The following is a 22,618-nucleotide window of genomic DNA, read 5'->3' on the forward strand; positions in this document are numbered from 1 at the left end:
ATGGAATGCAATTGCCTTCTATGATGCGCATGGCACATATTTAAGGCCTTGTCGCATTGGCGCATCTCGGCTTGCTGCCTGAGGTGCGGGTAGGGAGCGAATTCGCAAGCTTGATGCAGGGTCTCACGACAAAGGATCAACGGCTGATACGACTTGTCCGCCGTCCCGTTGATAGCGACCGTTTTCTAGACGGCCTGCGAAGAGCCGGTCTTCCTGAATGAATCGTTCCTGTTTGGGGCCTTAATATCCGTACGCACCCACATCGCAGGCGATCTCCCAATCATCCTAGGTCTCCGGCTCATCGGGACTTACTGTGCCGCTCTCTATCGCTTGGCTCGATTAGGGTGTGAGAATGGTGGCGCCTGCTTTTCACGGACCCATTGGAAGATATTGATCGGATGTGCGACTAACTTTTCAGTCACCACGGGCATTTTGCAGACCAATTCGTACATGGTAAATATTTCGGTTGCCTCGCAGTACCGCTCGGACGTTTCCGTTTTCCCGCGATGTCCTAACAGATCGGCCCGAAGTTCATCTCGAACATTCCGTTTTTTCAAGATGGCTCCAAACGCATGCCTGATTGCGTGAGACCCTAAGCCCTCTTCGGTGATGCCTGCCGATAGTAGAACGGGTTTGAACAATTTGTAGAATCTACTTCCCAGTAAGGACTTCGTCGTTGGTGAAAACAGGTCCGGAAAGACGAGTTCATATTCAAGCGATCTGATTAGAGCGACATAACGTAGAAATCCAAGTCGAATTAGCTCAGGGTGAACCACGATATTACGTTTGGATGCCGCGTTCTTAATTCGCCGATACTTATTCTTCGCGATATGAAGATAAGGATGCGCGCCGTTGGTCTCTATGACGTCATCCATCATCAAACCGCAGTATTCTTCCAGCCGTCCCCCACCATAGAATATCAACATCGGAATAAAATACAGAGCACCATGATAGACAAGAGAGTGTCCATCGTCCCCAAATTGGGAAAGTTTGTCCCAGCGGGCGCAGTTCACAAAAGGCGCCTGTTCAAAAAGCTTTTCGATTTGCCCGAGTGAAAACTTTTTCCGCTCTTCCCGAGCGCGTGTCTCGGAGCTGTCGATAGCACGAAGTTTCGACAAACTGAGCCTGGGATCCATCTCGACCCCCTCGGCAACGGCGCAATCGAAGAGTTGGTCGATGAAAGTCAAATGGCGGTTTAAAGTGCCAGCTTCGACACCGCGCATATTTTCCGGCTTCGACATCGCGATGACTTTCATCTCAGCGATAGACCGAAATTCGTCCTTGCTGCTTTTTCCGTGGTGCTTGTAAATTTCGCCTTCTAGAAAGCTCGTAAATGCGGCTAAATCCTTTTGACGCACTAGGCTGATTTTCTCGACCAAGCGCTCTTCCCGCATAAACTTCTCCATCAGGGAGAAAATTTGCTCCGCCTGTTTTTTGCTTTTTATAGTCCAGCGTCTCGCCTTCAGTCGTTTCTTGACCAGAATATCTGCAATCGATTTGAAGCGATCATCGACGTCATCAGGCTGGTTTTGCTCGGCAACATTTTCGAACCGCTGGTGCTGTTCAAATTCCGCCATTGCGGCGGGGCCAGACATCTGATGCTCGTCTTGGACGCGCTGAACTGGTTGGACTCGATCACGAAATATCTGCGCAACGAAATCGTTCGCCTCGACGATATTTCCGTCGTACCGACGATCGGACTGAGCGAGCGCCATCCACATGCCGCGAAAATAGATATCTTGCGCTGTTGCCATATTCATCGCGGTGGCTGGCGCGCCATGGGCGCCGACCAGATCTTGCAGAATATCAGGCCGCGTCGGCACCAGATTGTTCTTACGAAGCAGTGACAAGTGGTTGCGAATTGCCGCGATGTCCTGAACGGTCATACCTTCGGCAGACATCTGGCGCTCATCTAGCGAACCCACGATTGCCGCCGAACCCTGCGAATGCAGCAAACGATAGGTCCACGCGGCGCGGCGATCGTCGCGCTTTGCCTGGTCGGCATCGAAGCTAGAACAAGATTTTCCGGCCGCAGCCAAGCGTTCCAGCTTGTCCAGATGCGTCCTCACGACGTCGCGGAGCAATCCGTCAACCTGCTGCGAGGTGAGATGCAAGTCTGCCTGCTCGAACGCCGTCACGATCTCCTCCAGCTTCGCATCGAGAAGGACAGCAAGACGCCGGGCAAAGACCGTGTCCGCAGTCCCCAAACCTAGGAATAGGTGCCGTTTATGAAACCAGCTCTTTAGCGGGCGCGGAAGCCGGCGCCGCCAGTAGTACATGGCTTTTCTGCGAAGGAGGTGAGTTGCAGCTGACACGTTTGCCCCACTGTGAAGCAGTCATGTGTCGCAGCGCTGTGAACCAGCGCCCCAGCTTGGAACGATATGCAAGCGTTTTCAGCGCCTTACGGACTGCTTGGCTGGGGCGGGAGGGATCGAACCTCCGAATGGGGGAATCAAAATCCCCTGCCTTACCGCTTGGCTACGCCCCAACGGCCGAGGCGACAACAGGCGGGGCGGGCCCGCGGATCGCTTTGGCTCCGCCGGTCTATAGAGAGAATTCCGCAATTTCAACCACCTACCAGCAGTGTTCCCCGCTTCCGGATGCGACTGACTGTTGTGCAATTGGGGGATCGGCTTCTGCCGGCGTGCGCGGGCTCCCGGGTTTTTGTATTTCCCGATTTTCGCGTTCGCATAATGGGCGATATTGACCGTGAGCTGGCGCAAAGCGATTCCTGAAGCCTGTCCGCAGGGTGCGGGCTCCCGCCTGCGCGCCAGACAGGGCGGTCGAAACGACCGGTCTAGATCTGTATATGCGGGACGCGCTTGAGCGAGACCTCGTCGAGGGCCTCGCTATATCCGGCATCCGCGTAGCGGATGACGCCGAGGCCGGTGTCGTTGTCGAGGCTCATGGCGAGGCGTTCTGCGGCGGCGGCCGTGCCGTCGGCGATCAGGGTGACTCCGGCGCTTGTCATATAGCCGGCATAGCCTCCGCCGCCGGAATGGACGGCGACGAGATCGGCCTGGGACGAACATAATGCCATGGCGTCGAGCAGCGGCCAGTCGGCGATGGCGTCGGAGCCGTCGCGCATGTTTTCGGTCATGATGTTCGGGTGCGCCATGCCGGCGGCGTCGAGATGATCGCGCGAGAAGGCGACCGGTCCCTTGAGCGTGCCATTGGCGACGAGTTCATTGACGCCCAGCGCCAGTTCGCTGCGTTCGCCATGACCGAGCCAGGCGATGCGCGCCGGCAGGCCTTCGAAAGGCACGTATTGGCGCGCGAGCTTGATCCAGTTCGAGACGATCTGGTTGTCGCCGAACAGGCGCAGCACGAGATCGTCGATGGCGCGGATGTCGTCGGGATCGCCCGACAGCGCCATCCAGCGGAACGGACCGATGGCGCGCGCGAAGAGCGGACGCAGATAGGCTTCCGTAAATATGGGGATATCGAAGGCATTGGCGACGCCGCCTTCTCTGGCGTGGGTGCGGATCAGATTGCCGTTGTCGAACACTTCCGCGCCGCGCGCCTGGAAGGTCAGCATGGCGCGCACATGGTCGACAATCGACGCGCGGCTCTCCTCCATCAGCTGTGCCGGCGCCGTCTTGCGCATGGCGCGCGCTTCCTCGAGCGATCGGGTCCGGGGTACATAGCCGAACACCAGATCGTGGGCTGCGGTCTGGTCGGTCACCACGTCGGGGATGACGCCGCGCCAGGCGATTTCCGGATAGATGTCGGCGGCATTGCCCACAAGACCGACCGACAGCGCGCGACGCTCGGCCTTCGCGGCGGCGATCATCTCCAGTGCGGAGTCGAGATCGGGCGCGATCGCTTCGAGATAGCCGATCTCCTTGCGCTTGCGCGCCCGGTCCGGATCGACGTCAACGGTGAGGATCGCGGCGCCGGCCATGCGGCCTGCGAGCGGCTGCGAGCCGCCCATGCCGCCGAGCCCGGCCGTCAATATGAAGCGGCCGGCGAGGGTGCCGCCGAAGCGCCGCTCGGCAATGCGCATGAAGATCTCGTAGGTGCCCTGAATGACGCCCTGGGAGCCGATATATTGCCAGGCACCGGCCGTGAGGCCGCCCCAGCAGATCAGGCCCTTGCGCTCGAGCTCGTAGAAGATTTCGGCCTTGGCCCATTGGCCCACGATGTTGCAGTTCGCCATGATGACGAGTGGCGCCTTGTTATGGGTGCGCAGCAGGCCGACCGGTTTGCCGGACTGAATGACCAGAGTCTGGTCTTCCTCCATGGTCGTCAGCGCCTGCACGATCGCCTTGTGTGCAGCCCAGTTACGGGCGGCGCGCCCCAGCGCCGCATAGACCACGAGGTTCGACGGATCCTCGCCGACCGCGAGCACGTTTTCCAGAAGCCGCAGCAGACCTTCCTGCCGCCAGCCCTTGGCGCGCAGCTTTGGGCCGCCAGGAATCGGAAAATCGGGGTGCCGTGGATTCGCGGATGTCATGGCGGACTCCTGTCATGTCTCACGCCAGCGCGTAGCGTGCGATGTCGATGCCCATGGCGCGCTCGACGGAGGGATAGACCGCCGGGTCCTTGACGCTGGAGGCAAGCGGAATGATCGTCTTCGGCACGTGGAACAGATGCACGTTCATGCCGACCTTGAGATGGCCGACGCTCATCGGTTCAGCCTCGTCGGACAGTGTGGCGATGATGTCCGGGAAGGTCGCGAGACGTTTACCCGAGGCATCGACGATGGCCATATATTCGTTCATCACATGCAGTGTGATGGCCTTGTCGCCTTCGCCGATGGTCAGCGTGCCGATGTCGAAGGCTTCCGGCGTATAGACGACGTTCTTCGCGGTGATCCTGCCGCTGCCGAGGATGGTGCCGCCGGTGTCCTTGCAGATCGCGTCGATCACGGCAGAGGGGCCTTTCGGCTCGGCCGCGAGAATGGCTTCACCCAGACGGAGTGCCAGCGAGATTCCACCGAGCGCGGCGTTGTCGCGCACATAGGACGCGCGCACCGGATTGCGGCAGGAGGCAATGAAGCCGCCGGACATGTCGCCGGCGGTACGCAGGATCGGCGACACCTTGGCGGTGGCGCCGCGCACGGTGAGTTCGATATAGCGGTTCTCGGCGCGGTTGCCGCCGGCTGCGGTCTGGATCATCGGCTCGGGCGAGCCGGCGAGACCGATCGATCCCATGTCGCCAGTCGGATGCGCGCGCATATCGCCCACGGCATCCACCACCTTGGTGCCGAGCAAAGCCGAAGGCAGCCAGGCATTCATGGTGGAGGACTTGCCGTTCTGGCCGATGATGAGACCTTTCAGCGCTTCACCCAGCGCGTCCTGCAGCAATTGTACCGCGCGGACGTAATCCTTGCCTTGCATCTCCCAGGCGGTGGTCGACGCCGGCGCGCCGATCGCGGCGGCTGTGGCCACCCAGTCGTTATCGTCGAGTTCGTCGATCGACACGAGTTCGGGCTTGCCGACGAGAATCGCGGCGCGGCCGAGCATGCGCCCGTGATCCGCCCAGCCGCCGCCGCCGGCAGCGTAGACACCGCCGCCGCGCACGGCGGCTTCAATATCGCGTTCGGTCAGAATACGTCCCATCGGAATGTCTCCTCGGCAGATGTTCTTGTGTTCGATACGTGTTCGGTGATCGGAACGGCGAGCGTCAGGCCACCGGCAGTCGCTCGGAGAGAACCAGCGGCGGGCGCACGAATTGTCCGCTGCCGGGCTCGGCGAGAACCTTGCTGCCATCGAAAGCGAGCTGGCCGCGCACATAGGTTGCTGCGACAGTCCATGGCAGCGTGATGCCGTTATAGGGCGACCAGCCGACGACATTGTTGCCGCTTGCGGCGCCGTCATAGACGATGGGCTTGTCCACCAGCACGGTGATGTCGGCGTCGAGGCCGGGGGCCAGCGCGCCCTTGCGATCGTCGATGCGGAAGTGCCGCGCCGGATTGAACGACATCAGCTTCGCGGCATGGGTCAGCGACAGCTTGCGTTCGACGAGGCTCTTCACCAGCAACGGCACCATGGCCTCTAAGCCGGGGACGCCGGAGGCGTTGGCGAGCATGTCGGGATTGACCTTGCGATCTTCCGACCAGCTGACGTGATCGGTGGAGACCAGTGAGACCCGTCCCGCTGCAAGCTCCGCCCACAGCGCTTCCACATCGGCGCGCGGGCGCACCGGCGGATTGATCTTGGCCTTGCCGCCGAGTCGGGAGACGTCATTTTCCTCGTCGAGGACGAGATAGTGGATACAGCACTCGACAGTGGCGTGATGACCTTCCGAGCGGTACCACGCGGCGATGTCGTAACCGCGTGCGACAGAGCAATGCACCACGTGGGCGGGACAACCGGTCTCGGCGCCGGTCTCATAGATCTGCAGCATCGCCAGAATTTCCGCGAGCGGCGGCCGCGACATGGCGTGTGCCCGCCAGTTGGTGATGCCCTTGGCCTTCACCTTGGCGATGGCATCGCGGATGAACTCGTCGTCCTCGTTGTGAACACCGGCCGCGAGGCCGGTCGGTGCGATTGCGGCAAAGCAATCGGCGAGCAACGGCGCCGGGATGCGTGGGAAGCGTTTGGAGTCGGTACCGAAGGTCGAAAACTTGAAGGCAGCAACCCCGGCCTTGGCCTGTTCGACGATGCGCGCCGGACCCTCCTCGGGGTCGATGGTGCCGTAGAGTGCGAAGTCAACGCGCGCCTGCTGGCTGGCATGGGCGATCTTGCGCTCGACCGCGGCAGCGGAGCAAACGAGATCGCCTTCGTCATATGGCATGTCGACGATGGTGGTCACGCCGCCGGCTGCGGCGGAGCGCGTCGACCAGACGAAGTCTTCCTGGTTGCGCTGCGACAGCGAATGGACCTGCGCGTCGATGGCGCCAGGCAGGATCATGCCGGACTTGAAATCCTGTCGCTCCTGCGCGGCTGGTGGCGAACCTTCACCGGTGGCGGCTACGCGTCCATCGCGCACAGCGACCCAGCCGTTGTCGCGAATGCTGTCGTGACCGATCACCTTGCCGGTCAGAACCAGATCGAAATCCATGTGCAACTCCACGCTTGCGGCCGGTTTGCCCGGCCTCGTTGGTCGTGACGGCCCTGTCGGGCCGCATTCCCTAGAGCTTGTGCTCCAGCCGTGCGATCAGGCGCACCACCGGCAGCAGCAAGATGAGATAGATGATGGCCGCGAGGATCAGCGGCGATGAATTGTAGGTGAGCGAGCGTGCCAGATTGGCGGAATGCAGCAGCTCAGGCACCGAGATGACACTGGCGAGGGTCGTGAGTTTGATGAGTTCGACCGTATTGGACAGCAGGTCCGGCAGCACGTTGCGCACAGCCTGCGGCAGCGTCACGTAGAGCAGTGCCTGCGTGGCGCTCAAGCCCGTGGAGCGCGCGGCCTCGCGCTGTCCCTTGGGCACGCTGACCATGCCGGCGCGATAGATCTCGCCGTAATAGCTCGCCGAATTGATCAGGAACGCGACGGCGACCGCCAGCAGCGCCGGCACGCGCAGTCCGATGAAGGGCAGGCCGGCATAGACAAACACCAGCAGCACAAGCGGCGGGAAGGCGCGAAAGAAATCGACCGCGACGATCGCCGGCCAGCGCAGCACGCGATACGGGCTTGTCGTCAGCAGCATCACGAGCAGGCCGCCGACGAGACCGATCGGGATCAGGAACGAGCACAGCAGCAGTGTTTGCAGCAATCCCTGGAACAGGTAGGGCGCAACCTTGGCCATCACGTCGAGATTGAGGAATTCGTGCGTGAACTGTTCCATCAGTGCTCGCCCCACCGATAGTTGCGTTCGAGCATGCGCGAGGCGATCACCAGCGGGATGAATACCAGCACATAGAGCAGGGCGCCCATGGTTAGCGGCGTCGCGTTGGCGGACATCGACAGCGCGGAATTGGCGCGGCCCAGAATCTCGTTGACGCCGATGGCGCTGCCGAGCGCGAGGTTCTTGGTGATGGAGATGGCGCGGTTGGTCAGCGGCGGAATGCCGAGGCGAACCGCCTGCGGCAGGATCACATAGCGTAGTGTCTGCGCGAAAGTGAGCCCGGTAGAGCGGGCGGCCAGCCATTGTCCTTTGGGAACGGAGGTGATGCCGGCCCAGAAGATCTCCTCGGCAAAGGCGGCAAGCACCGCGCCGAGCGACAGCCACAGCACGATCAGGCTCGGCAGCACGATACCGATCGCCGGAAAGCCGAAGAACAGGACGAGGATGATCGCCAGCGGTGGCAGTGAGCGGAAGATATCGACGAAGACGATGATCAGGAAATTGAGGCTCTTCCAGCCGATGGCGCGCAGCGCAGCGAGGCCGAAGCCGACCACGATGCCGGTCATCACGACGGCGAGGCCCGCGAGAATCGTCACGCTGGCGCCCTGCAGGATCTCCCAGCCGTACTTCGTCGCGATATCCGCGTTGAAGAACGTGAAGACGAAACGATCCCAGTTGCTCATCGCGTCGGTGGCGGTCATGGCCTAGTGCCTGATCTGCGCGAGAAAACGTCTGGTGCGGTCCTCCTGCGGACGCAGGAAGATGTCTTCGGCGCTGCCTTGCTCGATGACGAGACCGCCATCGAGAAACACCACCTTGTCGGCTGCCTCGCGCGCGAAATTCATCTCGTGGCTGGCGATCACCATGGTGATGCCACGGTCGCGCAGGTCCTTGACGACGGCGAGCACGCTGCCGACGAGTTCCGGGTCCAGCGCCGAGGTCGGCTCGTCCATCAGGATGATCTTGGGATCGAGCGCGAGCGAACGCGCAATGCCAATGCGTTGCTGCTGGCCGCCGGAGAGTTGCGCGGGATAGGACGCGGCCTTGTCGGGCAGACCCACCAGCGCAAGCATCTCCGCGGCACGGGCGTTGGCGTCGGCCGTGCTCATGCCGACGACCTTGCGCAAAGCGAGGGTGATGTTTTTCTGCACGGTGAGGTGCGGATAGAGATTGAAGCTCTGGAACACCATGCCGATCTGCCGCCGCGCGGCGTTGATATCGGTGCGCGGCGACAGCAGGTCCACATCATCCATGATGATGGAGCCGGAATCCGGCTCCTCGAGGCGGTTGCAGCAGCGCAGGAGTGTGCTCTTGCCCGAGCCGGACGGCCCGATCAGGAACACCAGTTTGCCTGGCTCAACCAGGAGGTCGACGCCCTTCAGAACTTCGGTTGGGCCGAAGCTCTTCCGGACGCCGCGCGCTTCCAGCAGATAGCGGGATGCAGGCGTTGCTGCCGTCGAACTCATGAGCAGGTTGGCTTCTGCTCGGTCGGGTCGTAACCGGCAACGCCCGGTGCGCCATAGCCGGGATAGATGGTGGTGGTCGCCGAACCGGCCTCCGGCTCGACACCGAACCATTTCACGTAGAGCTTCTTCAGCGTGCCGTCCTGCTTCATGCAGACCAGCGCGTCTTCGAGCTTGTTGCGCAGTTCCGTATTTCCGTTGCGCAGCGGCATGCTCCAGACGAGGCCCGTCTTGTAGAGAAAGGCATTCTTCAGCCGCGGATTGTTCTTCACGATCCAGGCGACAACAGTGGCGGCCGAGATGTTGGCATCGGCACGGCCGGCGAGCACGGCTTGCGCCGCGTCGGTGCTGGTGGCGAAGGATTCCGACTTCCAGCCATATTTGGCGGCGTTGTCGTTGACCCATTTCTCGTAGATCGCGCCCTTCTGCACGGCGATGGTCTTGCCGGCGAGATCTTCGAGCTTGGTGATGGGAGGGGCTGAAGCCAGCGTCATGAAGCGATAGTCGGCATCGACGAAGCCTTCCATGAACAGCAACTGCTGCGCGCGTTCGGGCGTCACAGTGACAACGGCGGCGAGGAAGTCGTAGGTGCCGGCCTGCAGGGCCGGAATGAGGCCGGCGAATTGCGCGCCTTCCACCGTGATCGGGCGCTTGATGCGCTTCGATATTTCGTCGACGACGTCGATGTTGAAGCCTTCAAGGCCGCCCGACAGTTTGGGCATGGCGTGAGGCGCGAAGGTCGAGTCGATTGCCGACTTCAGCGGTTCCTGGGTTTGGGCGAATGCGGGGCTGGCCAAAGCCAGGAGCCCGGCGGCAACGATCATTGCTTTCATCAACACCTCCATTGGTGCGGCCAAACCAGCTCGGCGTCTGGCTCCGCGATCCCTGTCATGAAGGCTAGCGCAATTGTGCAATGGGGGGATATCCCATTTCATGTACATCCTATACGCTCTCGCTGCAGCGCAGAAAAATCGCCTCCTGACCCGGACAATAATGGAATGGACATCGCAACCCTGGTGATGACAGCGGCGGTGCTTCGCTGCGGCAATGTGCGCGAAGCCGCGCGTCAACTTGGCCGCGCACCCAGTACGCTCTCGGCAGCTGTGAAACGGTTCGAACGCTCCATCGCGGCGCCGCTGCTGAATCGCGTGGGTGCAGCGAGCTTTCTCACGCTCGAGGCGCGGCGCATGCTGGATGAGATCGAAGCCGCGGCGAATATTGCGATGGGGATGATCGCGCCCGACCGGGCAGGCGATGCAGCACGAGTTTTCTGCGCCGAGCGTGATGTCAGTCTCACGGCCCTGCAGCGTGTCGCACTGGTTGCGGAAACCGGTAGCGTTCGTCGTGCCGCACGCATCATCCGTCTCGGTCAGCCGCAACTCGCGCGACAGATTTCACGCGTCGAAGATGAACTCGGCAGCGTGTTGTTTCATCGCTCCCGTATCGGTGTCACGCCGACGCCGGTATGCCAGTTGCTGATCACGTCGCTGGCCGAACTTGAAAAAACCATGCAGCGACTGTCGCGGCGCGCGCGCGAACGTTTCCGTTCGACCAATGCCACGATCAGGCTCGGGGCGGTGATGCCGCTCGGTCACGAAAGCAATGTCGCGCGGCTGCTGGCCTTTCTGGTCGCAGCCTGGCAGCGGGATCGGCCGACGCAGCCACTGTTTGTCACCAATGGTACGGCAGAGGATCTGCTCACCGGCCTGAAGGACAAGCGCTGCGATGTGGCATTGATCGACAGCGATACGATCCCCGCCGATGTGTCGTCGCGTGCCCTGGTGCGCTCGAAGCTCGTGATTGTCGGCGCACGCGGTCTGCTCGGTGATCGTCCCGACATTGTGAGTGTGCTTCGGCAGCAGCCGCTTGCGCTGCCGAGCCGCCGCACAGGGCTCGGCCAGGCCGCGCATAAATTGCTGGCTCAATTGCTCACTCAGGCAGAGGTGGACGCGTTGGCCGTCACGGAGATCGACTCGATTCCGATCATCGCCAATCTGATGCTGGACTTCGGCTTTGTGTCAGTCCTGCCGGAAAGCGCACTGGTGTCGTTCGACGAACGTCTCGTGGCTTTGCCGGTCGACCCTGCGCTGGAACTGATCCTTTCGCTGGTCTGGACGCAGACCGAAGGCGCGCGGCGCGGAGCCCGCGCCATTCTTGCGGCCTTGCGTAGCTATGCGCCGGCAACGCCGGCGGCTTCCATGATGGTCAACAGCGACTGACGGGGTCGCCGACCTTCCAGGCTTTCCGTCATTCCTGACGGGATCGACGATCGCGAGCTGCCTGTCGTCCCTGAATATGAATTATAATTCTTGATCTTTTTCAATTTCGTGCATTATGCTGCACGGGAGCGAGCGCGGGTGAGGCAGTGGCTCCACCCGGCGTCCGTCTGCATTGTTAGGCCGGGTCAACCGGTCATCAATTATTTCGAGGGGAGACGAGTCGATGACCACCAAGGGGTTTCTGCGTCCGCTGACGCGGCGCGCCGTGCTGTCCGGGACGGCCGGCGCCGCAACATTCATTGCGACGTCGCCGCTTCATAGCCCGGCCATCGCGCAGAACGCGCCGTTGAAAGTGGGGATGATGCTTCCCTACACCGGGACCTATGCGAAGCTTGGCCAGTTCATCGATGACGGCTTCCGCCTCTATGTCGAACAGAAGGGCGGCAAGCTCGGCGGGCGCGACATTGCGTTCGTGCAGGTGGACGATGAATCGAAGCCGGAAGCAGCCACCGACAACATGAACCGGCTGGTCGGCCGCGAGAAGGCTGACGTCGTTGTTGGCACCGTTCATTCCGGCGTGGCCATGGCCATGGTCAAGGTCGCGCGCGACACCAAGACGCTGCTGATCATTCCGAATGCCGGCGCCAATGACGCGACCGGTCCGGCCTGCGCGCCGAACATCTTCCGCACGTCGTTCTCGAACTGGCAGAGCACCTACCCGATGGGCAAGGTGATGGCCGATGCCGGTATCAAGAACGTGGTCACGATCACATGGCGTTATACGGCCGGTGCCGAGATGATCGGTGCCTTCGCTGAAAACTTCACCAAGAACGGCGGCAAGATCGTCGCGGACCTGACGGTGCCATTTCCGGAGGTGGAATTTCAGGCGCTGATCACGCAGATCGCCCAGTTGAAGCCCGATGCCGTGTTCAGCTTCTTTGCCGGCGGTGGCGCAGTGAAGTTCGTCAAGGACTATGCGGCGGCTGGCCTGAACAAGACCATTCCGCTTTATGGTGCGGGCTTTCTGACCGACGGTACCATCGAAGCGCAGGGCGAAGCCGCCAAAGGCATCAGGACGACGCTGCATTACGCAGACAATCTCGACAATCCCGCCAATCTCGCCTTCCTTAAAGCCTTCAAGGCCAAGACGGGCAAGGACGGCGATATCTATGCCGTACAGGGTTACGATGGCGCGGCGCTGCTGGATATCGGGCTGACCGCCGTCGGCGGCGACTTCACTGCGCGCGACAAGATGATTGCGGCGATGGGAGCTGCGAAGATCGACAGCCCGCGCGGGCCGCTGTCCTTCAACAAGGCGCATAACCCGATCCAGAACATCTATTTGCGCGAGGTCCGCAACGGGCGGAACGAGATGATCTCGGTCGCCCAGGCCGCTGTCGATGATCCGGCGCGGGGCTGCAAGCTGACCTGAAGCACCGTTGCGCGGTCTGTCGATCGAGATCGAATCGTCGATGCCTGTTGCGCGTGACGCCTTCCGTGAAGGAGGCGCGCGCTGCGCAGCCGAGTATGGCCTCATGCCTGATTGTGCCGGCGACTGAAGGTAGCCTGCCGTGGTTGGATTGATCTGATGGACCTCATCACACTAGGCGTTCAGTTGCTGAATGCCGTTCAGTACGGCGCGGTCCTGTTCCTTGTCGCGAGCGGCCTGACGCTGGTGTTCGGCATCCTGGGGGTCATCAATCTGGCCCATGGTGCGTTCTATATGCTCGGCGCCTATCTGGCTTACTGGATCACGTTGATGACCGGTAGTTTTGCCATCGCCCTGCTTGGCGGTGTGCTGGTTGCCTTTATCATCGGCATTCTGCTCGAGACCGTCTTCGTTCGTCTTCTCTATGGCCGGGATCACTTAGCGCAGGTGTTGCTCAGCTTTGGCCTCATTCTCGTCATCGACGAAATCAGGCAGTTGCTGTTCGGCAAGGACGTGCATGCGGTGGCTCCGCCCGCATGGTTGTCGGGATCGATCCAGCTGACCGATAACCTGTCCTATCCGGTTTACCGGCTGGCGATCTGTGTGTTCTGCCTGATGGCGGCACTCGTCATCTTCTTCGTGATCACGCGCACCAAAATCGGCATGATCGTGCGGGCAGGTTCGGAAAATCGCGAGATGGCGCGCGTACTCGGCATCAAGTTCGACCGGGTCAACCGCTACGTCTTCGCCGCCGGCATCGCGCTGGCGGCGCTCGGCGGCATCCTGATCGCACCGATCTCGACAGTGTTCCCCGGCATGGGGGATGGCATGCTGATCCTGTCCTTTGTCGTGGTCGTGCTCGGCGGCATCGGTTCGGTCGCTGGCGCAGCGGTCGGCGCACTGCTGATTGGTCTTACGGATACGTTCGGAAAGGTGTTCTTTCCCAGCGTGTCCAGCATTCTGATCTATGTGGTGATGGCAGCCGTGTTGCTGTGGCGGCCCAGTGGAATTCTCGGACGCCAGGATGCTTGATATGAGCATGCCCAATCTGCGGGTCCGATTGTTCGGCATCGCCTGTCTGGCCATGGCGATTGCGCTGCCGTTCTGTGTATCGACCTACTACACGCAGTTCTTTGCCAAGGCGCTCATCATGGGCATGCTGGCCATGTCACTGAATCTCGTGGTCGGCCATGGCGGTTTGGTGAGCCTCTGCCACGCCGCCTTTTTTGGGCTCGCCGGATACGTGCTGGCGCTGTTGTCGCCGCGTTATGATGCGGCGTCGCTGCTAACGACGCTTCCGATTGCGATCCTGTGCTCCGGCGCGGCGGCCCTGCTGATCGGTGCGCTGGTGCTGCGTACCCGCGGCGTCTATTTCATCATGGTGACGCTCGCCTTTGGCGAGATGCTGTTCTTCTTCTTCCACGATACCAAATTCGCGGGCGGGTCGGATGGTATCTCCATCAATATCCGGCCCGAGATCGCCATTGCCGGCCGCCAATTGCTCGATCTCGACAAGCCCGTGACTTTCTACTTTGTCGTGCTGGGTTTCCTGGTGGGCGTGATCGCTCTGCTCACAATGGTGGTCCGCTCACCGTTCGGGCGGGCGCTGGCGGCAGCCAGGGACAATGAGCGCCGGGCACGGTCGCTCGGCTTTCCGATCTTCCGCCTCCGCCTGACGGCGTTCACCCTGTCCGGCGCGCTGGCCGGCATTGCCGGTTATCTGGCCGCAGCCCAGTTCGGCTTCGTCGCACCGCAGATGCTCGGATGGCACCAGTCGGCGACAATTCTGGTCATGGTGCTGATCGGCGGCCTGCGCTCGGTTACCGGGCCGCTGGTCGGTGCGCTGGTTCTGATCGGCATGGAAGAAGTGCTGAAGGCGCATCTCGACAACTGGAAGCTTGTCGAAGGCTTGATCATCATCGGCATCGTTATCCTGCTGCCCAATGGTGTTCGGCAAATCTGGTCGATGGTGTTCGGGGCGTCGCCGCAACGCGCGGCCGAGATCAAGCCTGCAGCTACGGAAGCCCGTCATGCATGATATTGCGCTGCGTGCCGCTGGATTGCAGAAGCGCTTCGGAGGCCTGCTGGCCGTCTCCGATGTGTCGATCGACATTCGCACCGGCGAGATCCATGCGGTGATCGGCCCCAACGGTGCCGGAAAGTCCACGCTGATTAATCTGCTGGCCGGCGAACTTCTGCCAACCTCGGGGGAAGTCCTGCTGAATGGCGCGGATATCACCTCCTTGTCGCCGGACCGCCGCGCGCGCGCCGGTCTCGGCCGCGCCTATCAGAAGACGACGTTGTTTGCGCAATTCAGCGTGCATGAGAATGTGCGCCTTGCGGCGCAGGCCCGTTCAACGGCGCCGCTCCGGATGTTTGGCGGCGCGCGCAGCGACCGGCCATATCTCCAGTTGGTCACCGATGCGATCGACCGGGTCGGGTTATCCGCACGGTCGCAGATCATGGCCGACAAATTGAGTCACGGCGAACAGCGTCAGCTCGAAATCGCGATGGTGCTGGCGACCAATCCGCAGGTCATTTTGCTCGACGAGCCATTGGCCGGCATGGGGCCATCGGAAGCGCGGGGCATCATCGGATTGATTGCGTCGCTGAAGGCCGATCGTGCGCTACTGGTGGTGGAGCACGATATGGACGCGGTGTTCGAGCTGGCAGACCGATTGACGGTGATGCAGGACGGCCGTGTCATCGCCACAGGTTTGCCGCAGGACGTGCGCGTGGATCCCGGCGTGCGCGCCGCCTATCTCGGTGCTGATGGAGGCATCGCATGACGGCCTTGCTGGAGGTGGAACAGCTCGATGCGTTTTACGGCGCCAGCCAGATTCTGCACGGCATCGATCTGACCTTCACGCCGGGCGAGCAGGTGGCGCTGATCGGCCGCAACGGCATGGGCAAGACCACGCTGCTGCGTTCGCTGATGGGATTGATGCCGCTTTGTCGCGGCAGTTTGCGCTTCCACGGCCGTGATATCCGCAATGCAGCGCCCGAAACGATCGCGCGATGCGGCATGGCACTGGTGCCGGAGGGCCGAGGCATTTTCGGCTCGCTGTCGGTCACCGAAAATCTGGTAATGGCCGCGCGACCTGGCAATCACGGCCGTCAGTCCTGGACCCTGCCGAAAATCTTCGAGCTGTTTCCGCGTCTGCATGAACGCCGCAACAATGGCGGGCATCAGTTGTCGGGGGGCGAGCAGCAGATGTTGACCATCGGTCGTGCGCTGATGACCAATCCCGACATGATCATGATCGACGAAGCCACCGAAGGTCTGGCGCCGCTGGTGGCGCAGTCGATCTGGAAAACATTGGCGATCGTTCGGGGCGAGGGTATCGCGACCATCGTCGTCGACAAGGATTTCCGGAGTCTGGCGAAAATTGCCGACCGGATGGTGATCCTGTCGAAGGGCTGCGTGGTGTTCGACGGAACGCCGGCGGCATTGGCTGCGCAACCGGACGTGCTGGAGCGCCATCTCGGCGTTTGACTGATCAGGCCACGACGACGGTCAAGGCATCGTCATTGGCCGCAAGAATATTGTCGGAAAGTGGCTGCGGCCATTGCACCACCAGACGGCCGAACAGATCGTTGAGCTCTTCCCGTTCAATGGCGTCGTAAAAACAGGGCGTCGTTGCGCGCGCGATGAAGCTGTGCAGCAGGTGCGCGGCATCGTAGTCATAGACGATATCGCCGGGAACGCTTCCCGGTTTGCGCAGCAGGAAGGTTCGCAGGCTGGTCAGGCGTGCCTGCCCGCCATCGGTTGCGGCAAAGGAGAGCACGGTTGCCTGATGTACGATGCGTGGGCCGTCCTGCATCCGGTCATACATCGGCAGCGCGTTGGCGCTGATGACATCGGCGAGATCGCGGAAATCGTTTGAGATATCCTCGGGGTGCAGGGTATTGCGGATCGCCATCGCACCGACGGGATCGAAGCCGCGTGCTCGCAGAAGCTCGCCGAGTGTCACGACGCCGCGCTTCTCAGCCCGAAGGCCTGGGCATTGGTGTTCAACACGCGCGACACCGCGCCGACCAGTTGCGCGGCAGCCTTGTCCTTGCTGAGGCCGGCAGTATCGACAATGGCGGATGCGCGGGCATAGAGCGGTTCGCGGCTCAGCAGGATCGTGCGCAATTCCTGCATGGCAGAGCGGTCATCCGCCATCGGGCGCAAGTCACCCTGGCGACGGACGCGCGCCATATGTTCTTCGGGCTTGGCCTTGAGCCAGATTGTGTAGAACGATGACAATACGCGATCGAAGGTCACGGGTTCCGAGACAATGCCGCCGCCGGTGGCAAGGACGATGGGCTCCTTGCGTGCCAGCAAGCCGTTCAGCGCGGCCTGTTCCATGCGGCGAAAGCCTTCCTGTCCATAGAGCGCGATAATCTCGGCGACCGATAGTCCGTTGTGCTGCTCGATCTCCTTGTTGAGTTCGACGAAGTTCCAGCCGATCTTGTCCGCCAGCAATTTCCCAAGGGTCGATTTTCCGGCGCCGCGCAGCCCGATCAGGGCGATGCCGTTGAATGACGTATAATTCTGGATCGGACTGTGCCCGCGTCCGGCGAGAACATCCTTGGCCTGGGCGATCTGGCTCGGTGTTGCGTTGCGAACGAGATCGCGGATGACCGGCCACTCCGTGGTCGGTTCGTCCGCCGGAATCAGATCTTCGAGATGGGCACCCATGGCGCCGGACACCCGGCGCAGCAGCACGATAGACACGTTGCCCTTGCCGCTTTCCAGCTGCGCGATGTAGCGCTCCGAAATCCCGGACACTTTCGCCAGCACCTTTCGCGACATGCCGCGCAGGCCGCGCATGGTGCGGACGCGCTGGCCGAGCTGTTCAAGAAAGGCGGTTTCGGGATCGGCCTGGTCGGTCATGTGGCGTGCGTGCTCGTAGAGGATTTCAGGAAAGATAATTCCGGATACGATTGACAGCAACCGGAGTTGGTGACTTTATATGAATTATAATTCAAAAAGACGATAGGGAGAGCACCGTGAACAACGGTTGTGGAATCGCCCAAGGTGCAAACGCATCATGAGTGGGCCGTCCAATTCTTACAATGCGGTGACCTGGCTTCTCGACCGCAACATCGATGAGGGCCGCGGCAGCAAGCTTGCCTTCACCGATACCGTGACCGAACTGACCTATGGCGACCTGCAGACCAAAAGCTGCCAACTGGCCAATCTGCTGAAGCGGCTCGGCGTCCGGCGCGAAGAACGCGTCGCGATGATCATGCTCGACACCGTCGACTTTCCGGTGGTGTTCCTCGGCGCGATCCGGGCCGGCATCGTCCCGGTGCCGCTCAATACCCTGCTGACTTCGGAGCAATATGCCTATGTGCTGGCCGATTGCCGGGCACGCGTGTTGTTCATTTCCGCGGCGCTTTTGCCGGCAGTCGACGACATGCTTGGTCGTCTGCCGGATCTTGAGCATGTGATTGTGGTCGGTGGCGCTGGCAATGGCCGCAAGAGTCTGGCCGATGAAGTCAGAAATGAGAGCACAAGCTTCACCACGGTCGCGACCCATGCGGACGAGCCTGCCTTCTGGTTGTACTCGTCCGGATCCACGGGCATGCCGAAAGGCGTTCGCCATCTGCACGCCAGTCTGGAAGCAACGGCGACCACCTATGGCAAGCAGGTTCTCGGCATCCGCGAGGACGATGTCGGACTGTCTGCGGCCAAATTGTTCTTCGCCTACGGCCTCGGCAACGCCATGACATTTCCCATGTCGGTTGGCGCCACGACGGTGCTCAATCCGGAGCGACCTACGCCGGCCACCATGTTCGGCCTGATGCGCCGATATCAGCCGAGCATCTTTTTCGGGGTGCCGACATTGTTCGCGGCGATGCTGAACGATGAGGCGTTCAAAACGGAAGTTCGCCTCCCGCGCCTGCGCATTTGCACCTCGGCCGGCGAGGCACTGCCGGAGGCGGTGGGGAACGGCTGGAAGAGCCGCTTCGGCGTCGATATTCTCGATGGCGTCGGCTCAACCGAACTGCTCCATATCTTTCTGTCGAACGCTCCCGGCGATATCAAATACGGCACGTCCGGCCGGCCGGTGCCAGGCTATCGTGTGCGGCTCGTCGATGATGCTGGCCTCGACATCGCCGATGGAGAAATCGGCGAGTTGCTCGTCGATGCGCCGTCTGCCGGCGAGGGATACTGGAATCAGCGCAGCAAGAGTCGTCGCACCTTTGAAGGTCATTGGACGCGCACCGGCGACAAATATGTGCGCGACGCCGACGGCCGCTATACGTTCTGCGGACGTGCCGATGACATGTTCAAGGTATCCGGCATCTGGGTGTCCCCGTTCGAAGTCGAGAGCGCGCTGATCGCGCATCCCGCCGTATCCGAAGCGGCAGTCGTGCCGGAGGCCGACGCCGAGGGACTTTTGAAGCCGAAGGCCTTCGTGGTGCTGAAGCCGAATGCCGTGGTCGAGGGCCTGCGCGAATCCTTGAAGGATCACGTCAAGCAACGGATCGGTCCGTGGAAATATCCACGCTGGATCGAGGTTGTCGATTCCCTTCCCAAAACAGCCACCGGAAAAATCCAGCGCTACAAATTGCGCGATGGAACTGCGGTCTGAAACCGAGAGATAGATGACAAGATGAGCGCATTGCAATCTGCGGGACGGTTGACCATCGGTGCGTCCGAACTTGAATACCGCATGATCGGTCCGCACCCGGACGCGGCGCCGACCATCGTGCTGCTGCATGAAGGGCTGGGCTCGGTCGCGCTGTGGGGCGACTTCCCGGACAAGCTTCAGGCAGCGACCGGGGCTGGCGTCTTCGTCTATTCGCGCGCCGGATATGGCGCGTCGACGCCGGTCGCGTTGCCGCGTCCGCTGGACTACATGCATGTCGAAGCACTTGAGGTACTGCCGCAGCTGCTCGATGCCATCGGCTTTCGCCGCGGCTTGCTGGTCGGTCATTCCGATGGCGGATCCATCGCGGCGATCTATGCCGGCGGCATTCAGGACCATCGCATTCGCGGCGTCTCGATGATCGCGCCGCATTTCGTCGTCGAGGATATTTCCGTCACGTCGATCGCCGAGATCAAGACGGCCTACGAACAGGGCGACCTGAAAGCCAAGCTCGCGCGCTGGCATGATGACGTCGACAATGCGTTCTATGGCTGGAACGGCGCCTGGCTCGATCCCAAGTTCCGCGACTGGGATATTTCCGACTATCTCGCTTATGTGCGCGTGCCCGTACAGATCGTGCAGGGCGCGGACGATCACTACGGCACCATGAGACAGATCGAGATCGCCGAGACGGAATGCTATTGCCCGGTGGACGTGACCATCGTTCCGGGCGCTGCGCATTCACCGCATCGCGAAGCCCCCGAAGTGACGCTGGATGCCGTGGCGGAGTTCGCCAATCGTCTGTTGCGTTTTCACGGCGAGGGTGAACTGCGCGCCGCCTGAGCAGGCAGCATCGTGGTCACCGTTGCACCCTTGGCGATGCCGCGTTGGCCCTATCGGCTCGACAAAGACACAGAGGCTGATCACGACACGCTCGCGCAGGCCAAGGCATTGGTGCGGGAACGTTATGTCGGCTTCGTCCCGGCAGATGATCCGGCGTTGCGGTATGGCCTCGCACTGAACGATGCCGGCTTCTTCTGGGAAGCTCACGAAATTCTCGAGGCCGTCTGGAAGGTCGCGCCGCAAAGAGGGCGCGACCGGATTCTGCTACGCGCCTGTATTCAGGTTGCCAATGCCAATTTGAAACTCAGCCTGCAGCGGCCGCACGCGGCACGTCGATTGCTGCAGGACGCACTGTCCGAACTCGATGAACTCGCCAGGCGCCCGAAGGGTATCGCCGGGAGCTTTTCTGAGAGTTTTCCGGCCGCGGCGCTGGCGTCTGCGCTCGCGCATCGACTGGCGATCGGCGAGGCCGGGCGGGGTCCGATCAAGATCACCGGAACATGAAAAAAAGTGCATGATTCCATCGGATTCCTCTGGACGCCCTCGATATCATGAATTATTGTGCATATAATCAAGGCGCTCAGCGCATCAATCAAGACTGTCAAAGGGTGGAGCATGGCCGCAGAGCAACGCGTTCTCTCGAACGGCGCCAAATTTATCGACTTCCAGACCGATCCGTCGCGCTACCGCCACTGGAAGCTCAGTGTCGATAAGGCCGTCGCGACGCTCACCATGGATGTCGATGAGAATGGCGGTCTGTTCGAGGGCTATCAGCTCAAACTGAATTCCTACGATCTCGGCGTCGACATCGAACTGGCTGATGCCGTGCAGCGGCTTCGCTTCGAATATCCCGAGGTCAAGGTGGTGCTGCTGCGCTCCGGCAAGAACCGCGTGTTCTGCGCCGGCGCCAATATCCGCATGCTGGCCGGCGCGACCCACGCCCACAAGGTCAACTTCTGCAAATTCACCAACGAAACCCGCAATGGCTTCGAAGACTCCAGCGAAAACTCCGGCCAGCATTTCATTTCGGTGATCAACGGTACCGCTGCGGGCGGTGGCTACGAACTGGCGCTGGCAACCGATCACATCATCATGGCGGACGATGGCTCGGCGGCGGTGGCGCTGCCGGAAGTGCCGCTGCTGGCGGTGCTGCCGGGCACCGGCGGCCTGACGCGCGTGGTCGACAAGCGCAAGGTGCGCCGCGATCACGCAGATTACTTCTGCACCATCGAGGAAGGCATCAAGGGCAAGCGCGCAGTGGCGTGGCGGCTGATCGATGACATCGTTGCCAACAGCAAGCTTGAAGCCAAGGTCGCGGAGCGGGCCAAGGAATTCCTGACGACATCGAAGCGCAACGGGACCGGCGAAGGCCTCAAGCTGGCGCCGCTGAAACGCCGCTTTGACGATGGCGGTATCCGCTATGGTCTGGTCAATGTCGATATCAATCGCGCCGAGCGGATTGCCACGATCTCGATCAAGGCTCCCGAAGGCCCGGCACCGTCAGATATCAATGGAATGATCGCGCAGGGCGACAGTTTCTGGCCGCTGCAGGTAGCGCGCGAGCTGGACGATGCGATCCTGCATCTGCGGATCAATGAACTCGAGACCGCCATGCTGGTGTTCAAATCGCATGGCGACGGCGCCAATGTGCTGACCCACGACGCCTTTCTCGAAGCGCACAAGGCGCATTGGCTGGTCAACGAGATCCGACAATATTGGAAGCGGGTGCTGAAGCGCATCGATGTGACCTCGCGCACGCTGGTGACGTTGGTCGAGCCAGGCTCGTGCTTTGTCGGCACGCTGGCCGAACTCGTCTTCGCCGCGGACCGCTCCTACATGCTGGTCGGCCAGAAGCAGGGTGACAACCGCGCGCCGCCCGCCATCGTGCTGAGCGCGATGAATTTCGGGCCTTATCCGATGAGCCACGGGCTGACGCGGCTGCAGTCGCGTTTCCAGGCCGATCCGGAGGATGTCACCCGCGCGGAAGCGCGGATCGGCGAGCCGCTCGATGCGGAAACCGCCGAGCAGCTCGGGCTCGTCACCTTCGCGCTCGATGACATCGACTGGGATGACGAGGTGCGTGTGTTCTTCGAAGAACGCTGCAGCTTCTCACCCGACAGCCTCACAGGCATGGAAGCCAATCTGCGCTTTGTCGGGCCTGAGACGATGGAATCGAAAATCTTCTCGCGGCTCACAGCCTGGCAGAACTGGATCTTCCAGCGGCCCAATGCGGTTGGCGAAAACGGCGCGCTTGGACGTTACGGCACCGGCCAGAAGGCAGAGTTCGACATGACGCGCGTGTAAGCCTCCGCAGCTGGACCAGCGCGCCATGTGTCACT

20 protein-coding genes and 1 tRNA gene are annotated in these 22,618 nt (G+C 61.5%); 10 read left to right on the forward strand and 11 right to left on the reverse strand.

Annotated features, from left to right (window positions below; all coding sequences use genetic code 11):
* Nucleotides 1-323: 323 nt before the first annotated feature.
* The 9 genes from AC1RLZ_RS28275 to AC1RLZ_RS28315 all read right to left on the reverse strand — a co-directional run bounded on the left by AC1RLZ_RS28275 (nt 324) and on the right by AC1RLZ_RS28315 (nt 10,034).
* Nucleotides 324-2,315, reverse strand: coding sequence for a DUF6538 domain-containing protein (locus tag AC1RLZ_RS28275; RefSeq protein ID WP_493191346.1), 1,992 nt, complete (start codon nt 2,313-2,315; stop codon nt 324-326).
* 98 nt (nt 2,316-2,413) lie between these two features.
* A tRNA-Gln gene (locus AC1RLZ_RS28280) sits at nt 2,414-2,488 on the reverse strand.
* A 309-nt stretch (nt 2,489-2,797) separates the two neighbouring features.
* Nucleotides 2,798-4,456 carry a thiourocanate hydratase gene (gene ertB / locus AC1RLZ_RS28285; protein ID WP_493191347.1) on the reverse strand — a complete coding sequence of 553 codons (1,659 nt, stop codon included), beginning with the start codon at nt 4,454-4,456 and terminating at the stop codon, nt 2,798-2,800.
* A 19-nt stretch (nt 4,457-4,475) separates the two neighbouring features.
* The gene (gene ertC / locus AC1RLZ_RS28290) at nt 4,476-5,564 is read right to left on the reverse strand and encodes a thiohydantoin desulfurase (protein WP_493191348.1); all 1,089 of its coding nucleotides are present in this window, start codon (nt 5,562-5,564) and stop codon (nt 4,476-4,478) included.
* Nucleotides 5,565-5,628: 64 nt separating this feature from the next.
* Complete coding sequence (gene ertD / locus AC1RLZ_RS28295; protein ID WP_493191349.1) at nt 5,629-7,008, reverse strand: hydantoin-5-propionate amidohydrolase; 1,380 nt, start codon at nt 7,006-7,008, stop codon at nt 5,629-5,631.
* A 70-nt stretch (nt 7,009-7,078) separates the two neighbouring features.
* On the reverse strand, nt 7,079-7,738 hold the full coding sequence (locus AC1RLZ_RS28300; RefSeq protein WP_493191350.1) for an amino acid ABC transporter permease: 660 nt from the start codon (nt 7,736-7,738) through the stop codon (nt 7,079-7,081).
* Nucleotides 7,738-8,439 carry an amino acid ABC transporter permease gene (locus AC1RLZ_RS28305; RefSeq protein WP_493191351.1) on the reverse strand — a complete coding sequence of 234 codons (702 nt, stop codon included), beginning with the start codon at nt 8,437-8,439 and terminating at the stop codon, nt 7,738-7,740. Before AC1RLZ_RS28305 ends, AC1RLZ_RS28300 begins: the two co-directional genes overlap by 1 nt.
* Nucleotides 8,440-8,442: 3 nt before the next feature.
* A complete protein-coding gene (locus tag AC1RLZ_RS28310) occupies nt 8,443-9,204 on the reverse strand; it encodes an amino acid ABC transporter ATP-binding protein (RefSeq protein ID WP_493191352.1) in 762 nt (253 codons plus the stop codon).
* Entirely contained in the window at nt 9,201-10,034 is an 834-nt protein-coding gene (locus AC1RLZ_RS28315) for a transporter substrate-binding domain-containing protein (RefSeq protein ID WP_371422345.1), read from the reverse strand. Before AC1RLZ_RS28315 ends, AC1RLZ_RS28310 begins: the two co-directional genes overlap by 4 nt.
* A 165-nt stretch (nt 10,035-10,199) precedes the next feature.
* Here AC1RLZ_RS28315 and AC1RLZ_RS28320 point away from each other — a divergent pair, with 165 nt between their 5' ends.
* From AC1RLZ_RS28320 to AC1RLZ_RS28345, 6 genes are all read left to right on the forward strand, one after another.
* Nucleotides 10,200-11,420, forward strand: a complete 1,221-nt coding sequence (locus AC1RLZ_RS28320) for a LysR family transcriptional regulator (RefSeq protein ID WP_493191353.1) — start codon at nt 10,200-10,202, stop codon at nt 11,418-11,420.
* 223 nt (nt 11,421-11,643) lie between these two features.
* On the forward strand, nt 11,644-12,852 hold the full coding sequence (locus tag AC1RLZ_RS28325; protein ID WP_493191354.1) for an ABC transporter substrate-binding protein: 1,209 nt from the start codon (nt 11,644-11,646) through the stop codon (nt 12,850-12,852).
* A 156-nt stretch (nt 12,853-13,008) separates the two neighbouring features.
* Nucleotides 13,009-13,881 (forward strand): branched-chain amino acid ABC transporter permease, encoded by an 873-nt coding sequence (locus tag AC1RLZ_RS28330; RefSeq protein ID WP_493191355.1) that lies wholly within the window; start codon nt 13,009-13,011, stop codon nt 13,879-13,881.
* Between the two features lies 1 nt (nt 13,882).
* Nucleotides 13,883-14,887, forward strand: coding sequence for a branched-chain amino acid ABC transporter permease (locus tag AC1RLZ_RS28335; RefSeq protein ID WP_493191356.1), 1,005 nt, complete (start codon nt 13,883-13,885; stop codon nt 14,885-14,887).
* Nucleotides 14,880-15,638, forward strand: coding sequence for an ABC transporter ATP-binding protein (locus AC1RLZ_RS28340; protein WP_493191357.1), 759 nt, complete (start codon nt 14,880-14,882; stop codon nt 15,636-15,638). Before AC1RLZ_RS28335 ends, AC1RLZ_RS28340 begins: the two co-directional genes overlap by 8 nt.
* Entirely contained in the window at nt 15,635-16,345 is a 711-nt protein-coding gene (locus AC1RLZ_RS28345; RefSeq protein ID WP_493191358.1) for an ABC transporter ATP-binding protein, read from the forward strand. Before AC1RLZ_RS28340 ends, AC1RLZ_RS28345 begins: the two co-directional genes overlap by 4 nt.
* Nucleotides 16,346-16,349: 4 nt before the next feature.
* On the opposite strand, the gene AC1RLZ_RS28350 is transcribed toward AC1RLZ_RS28345, so the two are convergent.
* Both AC1RLZ_RS28350 and AC1RLZ_RS28355 read right to left on the reverse strand, forming a co-directional pair.
* Nucleotides 16,350-16,823: a hypothetical protein gene (locus tag AC1RLZ_RS28350; protein ID WP_493191359.1), complete on the reverse strand. Its 474-nt coding sequence runs from the start codon at nt 16,821-16,823 to the stop codon at nt 16,350-16,352.
* Nucleotides 16,820-17,731 carry a helix-turn-helix transcriptional regulator gene (locus AC1RLZ_RS28355; RefSeq protein ID WP_493191360.1) on the reverse strand — a complete coding sequence of 304 codons (912 nt, stop codon included), beginning with the start codon at nt 17,729-17,731 and terminating at the stop codon, nt 16,820-16,822. The genes AC1RLZ_RS28350 and AC1RLZ_RS28355 overlap by 4 nt, the downstream gene beginning before the upstream one ends.
* A 157-nt stretch (nt 17,732-17,888) precedes the next feature.
* Here AC1RLZ_RS28355 and AC1RLZ_RS28360 point away from each other — a divergent pair, with 157 nt between their 5' ends.
* From AC1RLZ_RS28360 to boxC, 4 genes are all read left to right on the forward strand, one after another.
* Nucleotides 17,889-19,439, forward strand: coding sequence for a benzoate-CoA ligase family protein (locus AC1RLZ_RS28360; protein WP_493191361.1), 1,551 nt, complete (start codon nt 17,889-17,891; stop codon nt 19,437-19,439).
* Nucleotides 19,440-19,460: 21 nt separating this feature from the next.
* On the forward strand, nt 19,461-20,279 hold the full coding sequence (locus tag AC1RLZ_RS28365) for an alpha/beta fold hydrolase (RefSeq protein ID WP_493191362.1): 819 nt from the start codon (nt 19,461-19,463) through the stop codon (nt 20,277-20,279).
* A gap of 12 nt (nt 20,280-20,291) precedes the next feature.
* The gene (locus AC1RLZ_RS28370) at nt 20,292-20,783 is read left to right on the forward strand and encodes a DUF309 domain-containing protein (protein ID WP_493191363.1); all 492 of its coding nucleotides are present in this window, start codon (nt 20,292-20,294) and stop codon (nt 20,781-20,783) included.
* 111 nt (nt 20,784-20,894) lie between these two features.
* Nucleotides 20,895-22,583, forward strand: coding sequence for a 2,3-epoxybenzoyl-CoA dihydrolase (gene boxC, locus AC1RLZ_RS28375; protein WP_493191364.1), 1,689 nt, complete (start codon nt 20,895-20,897; stop codon nt 22,581-22,583).
* The last annotated feature ends 35 nt before the right edge of the window (nt 22,584-22,618 follow it).

Source organism: Tardiphaga sp. GW822-FHT04G09, from assembly GCF_058800725.1.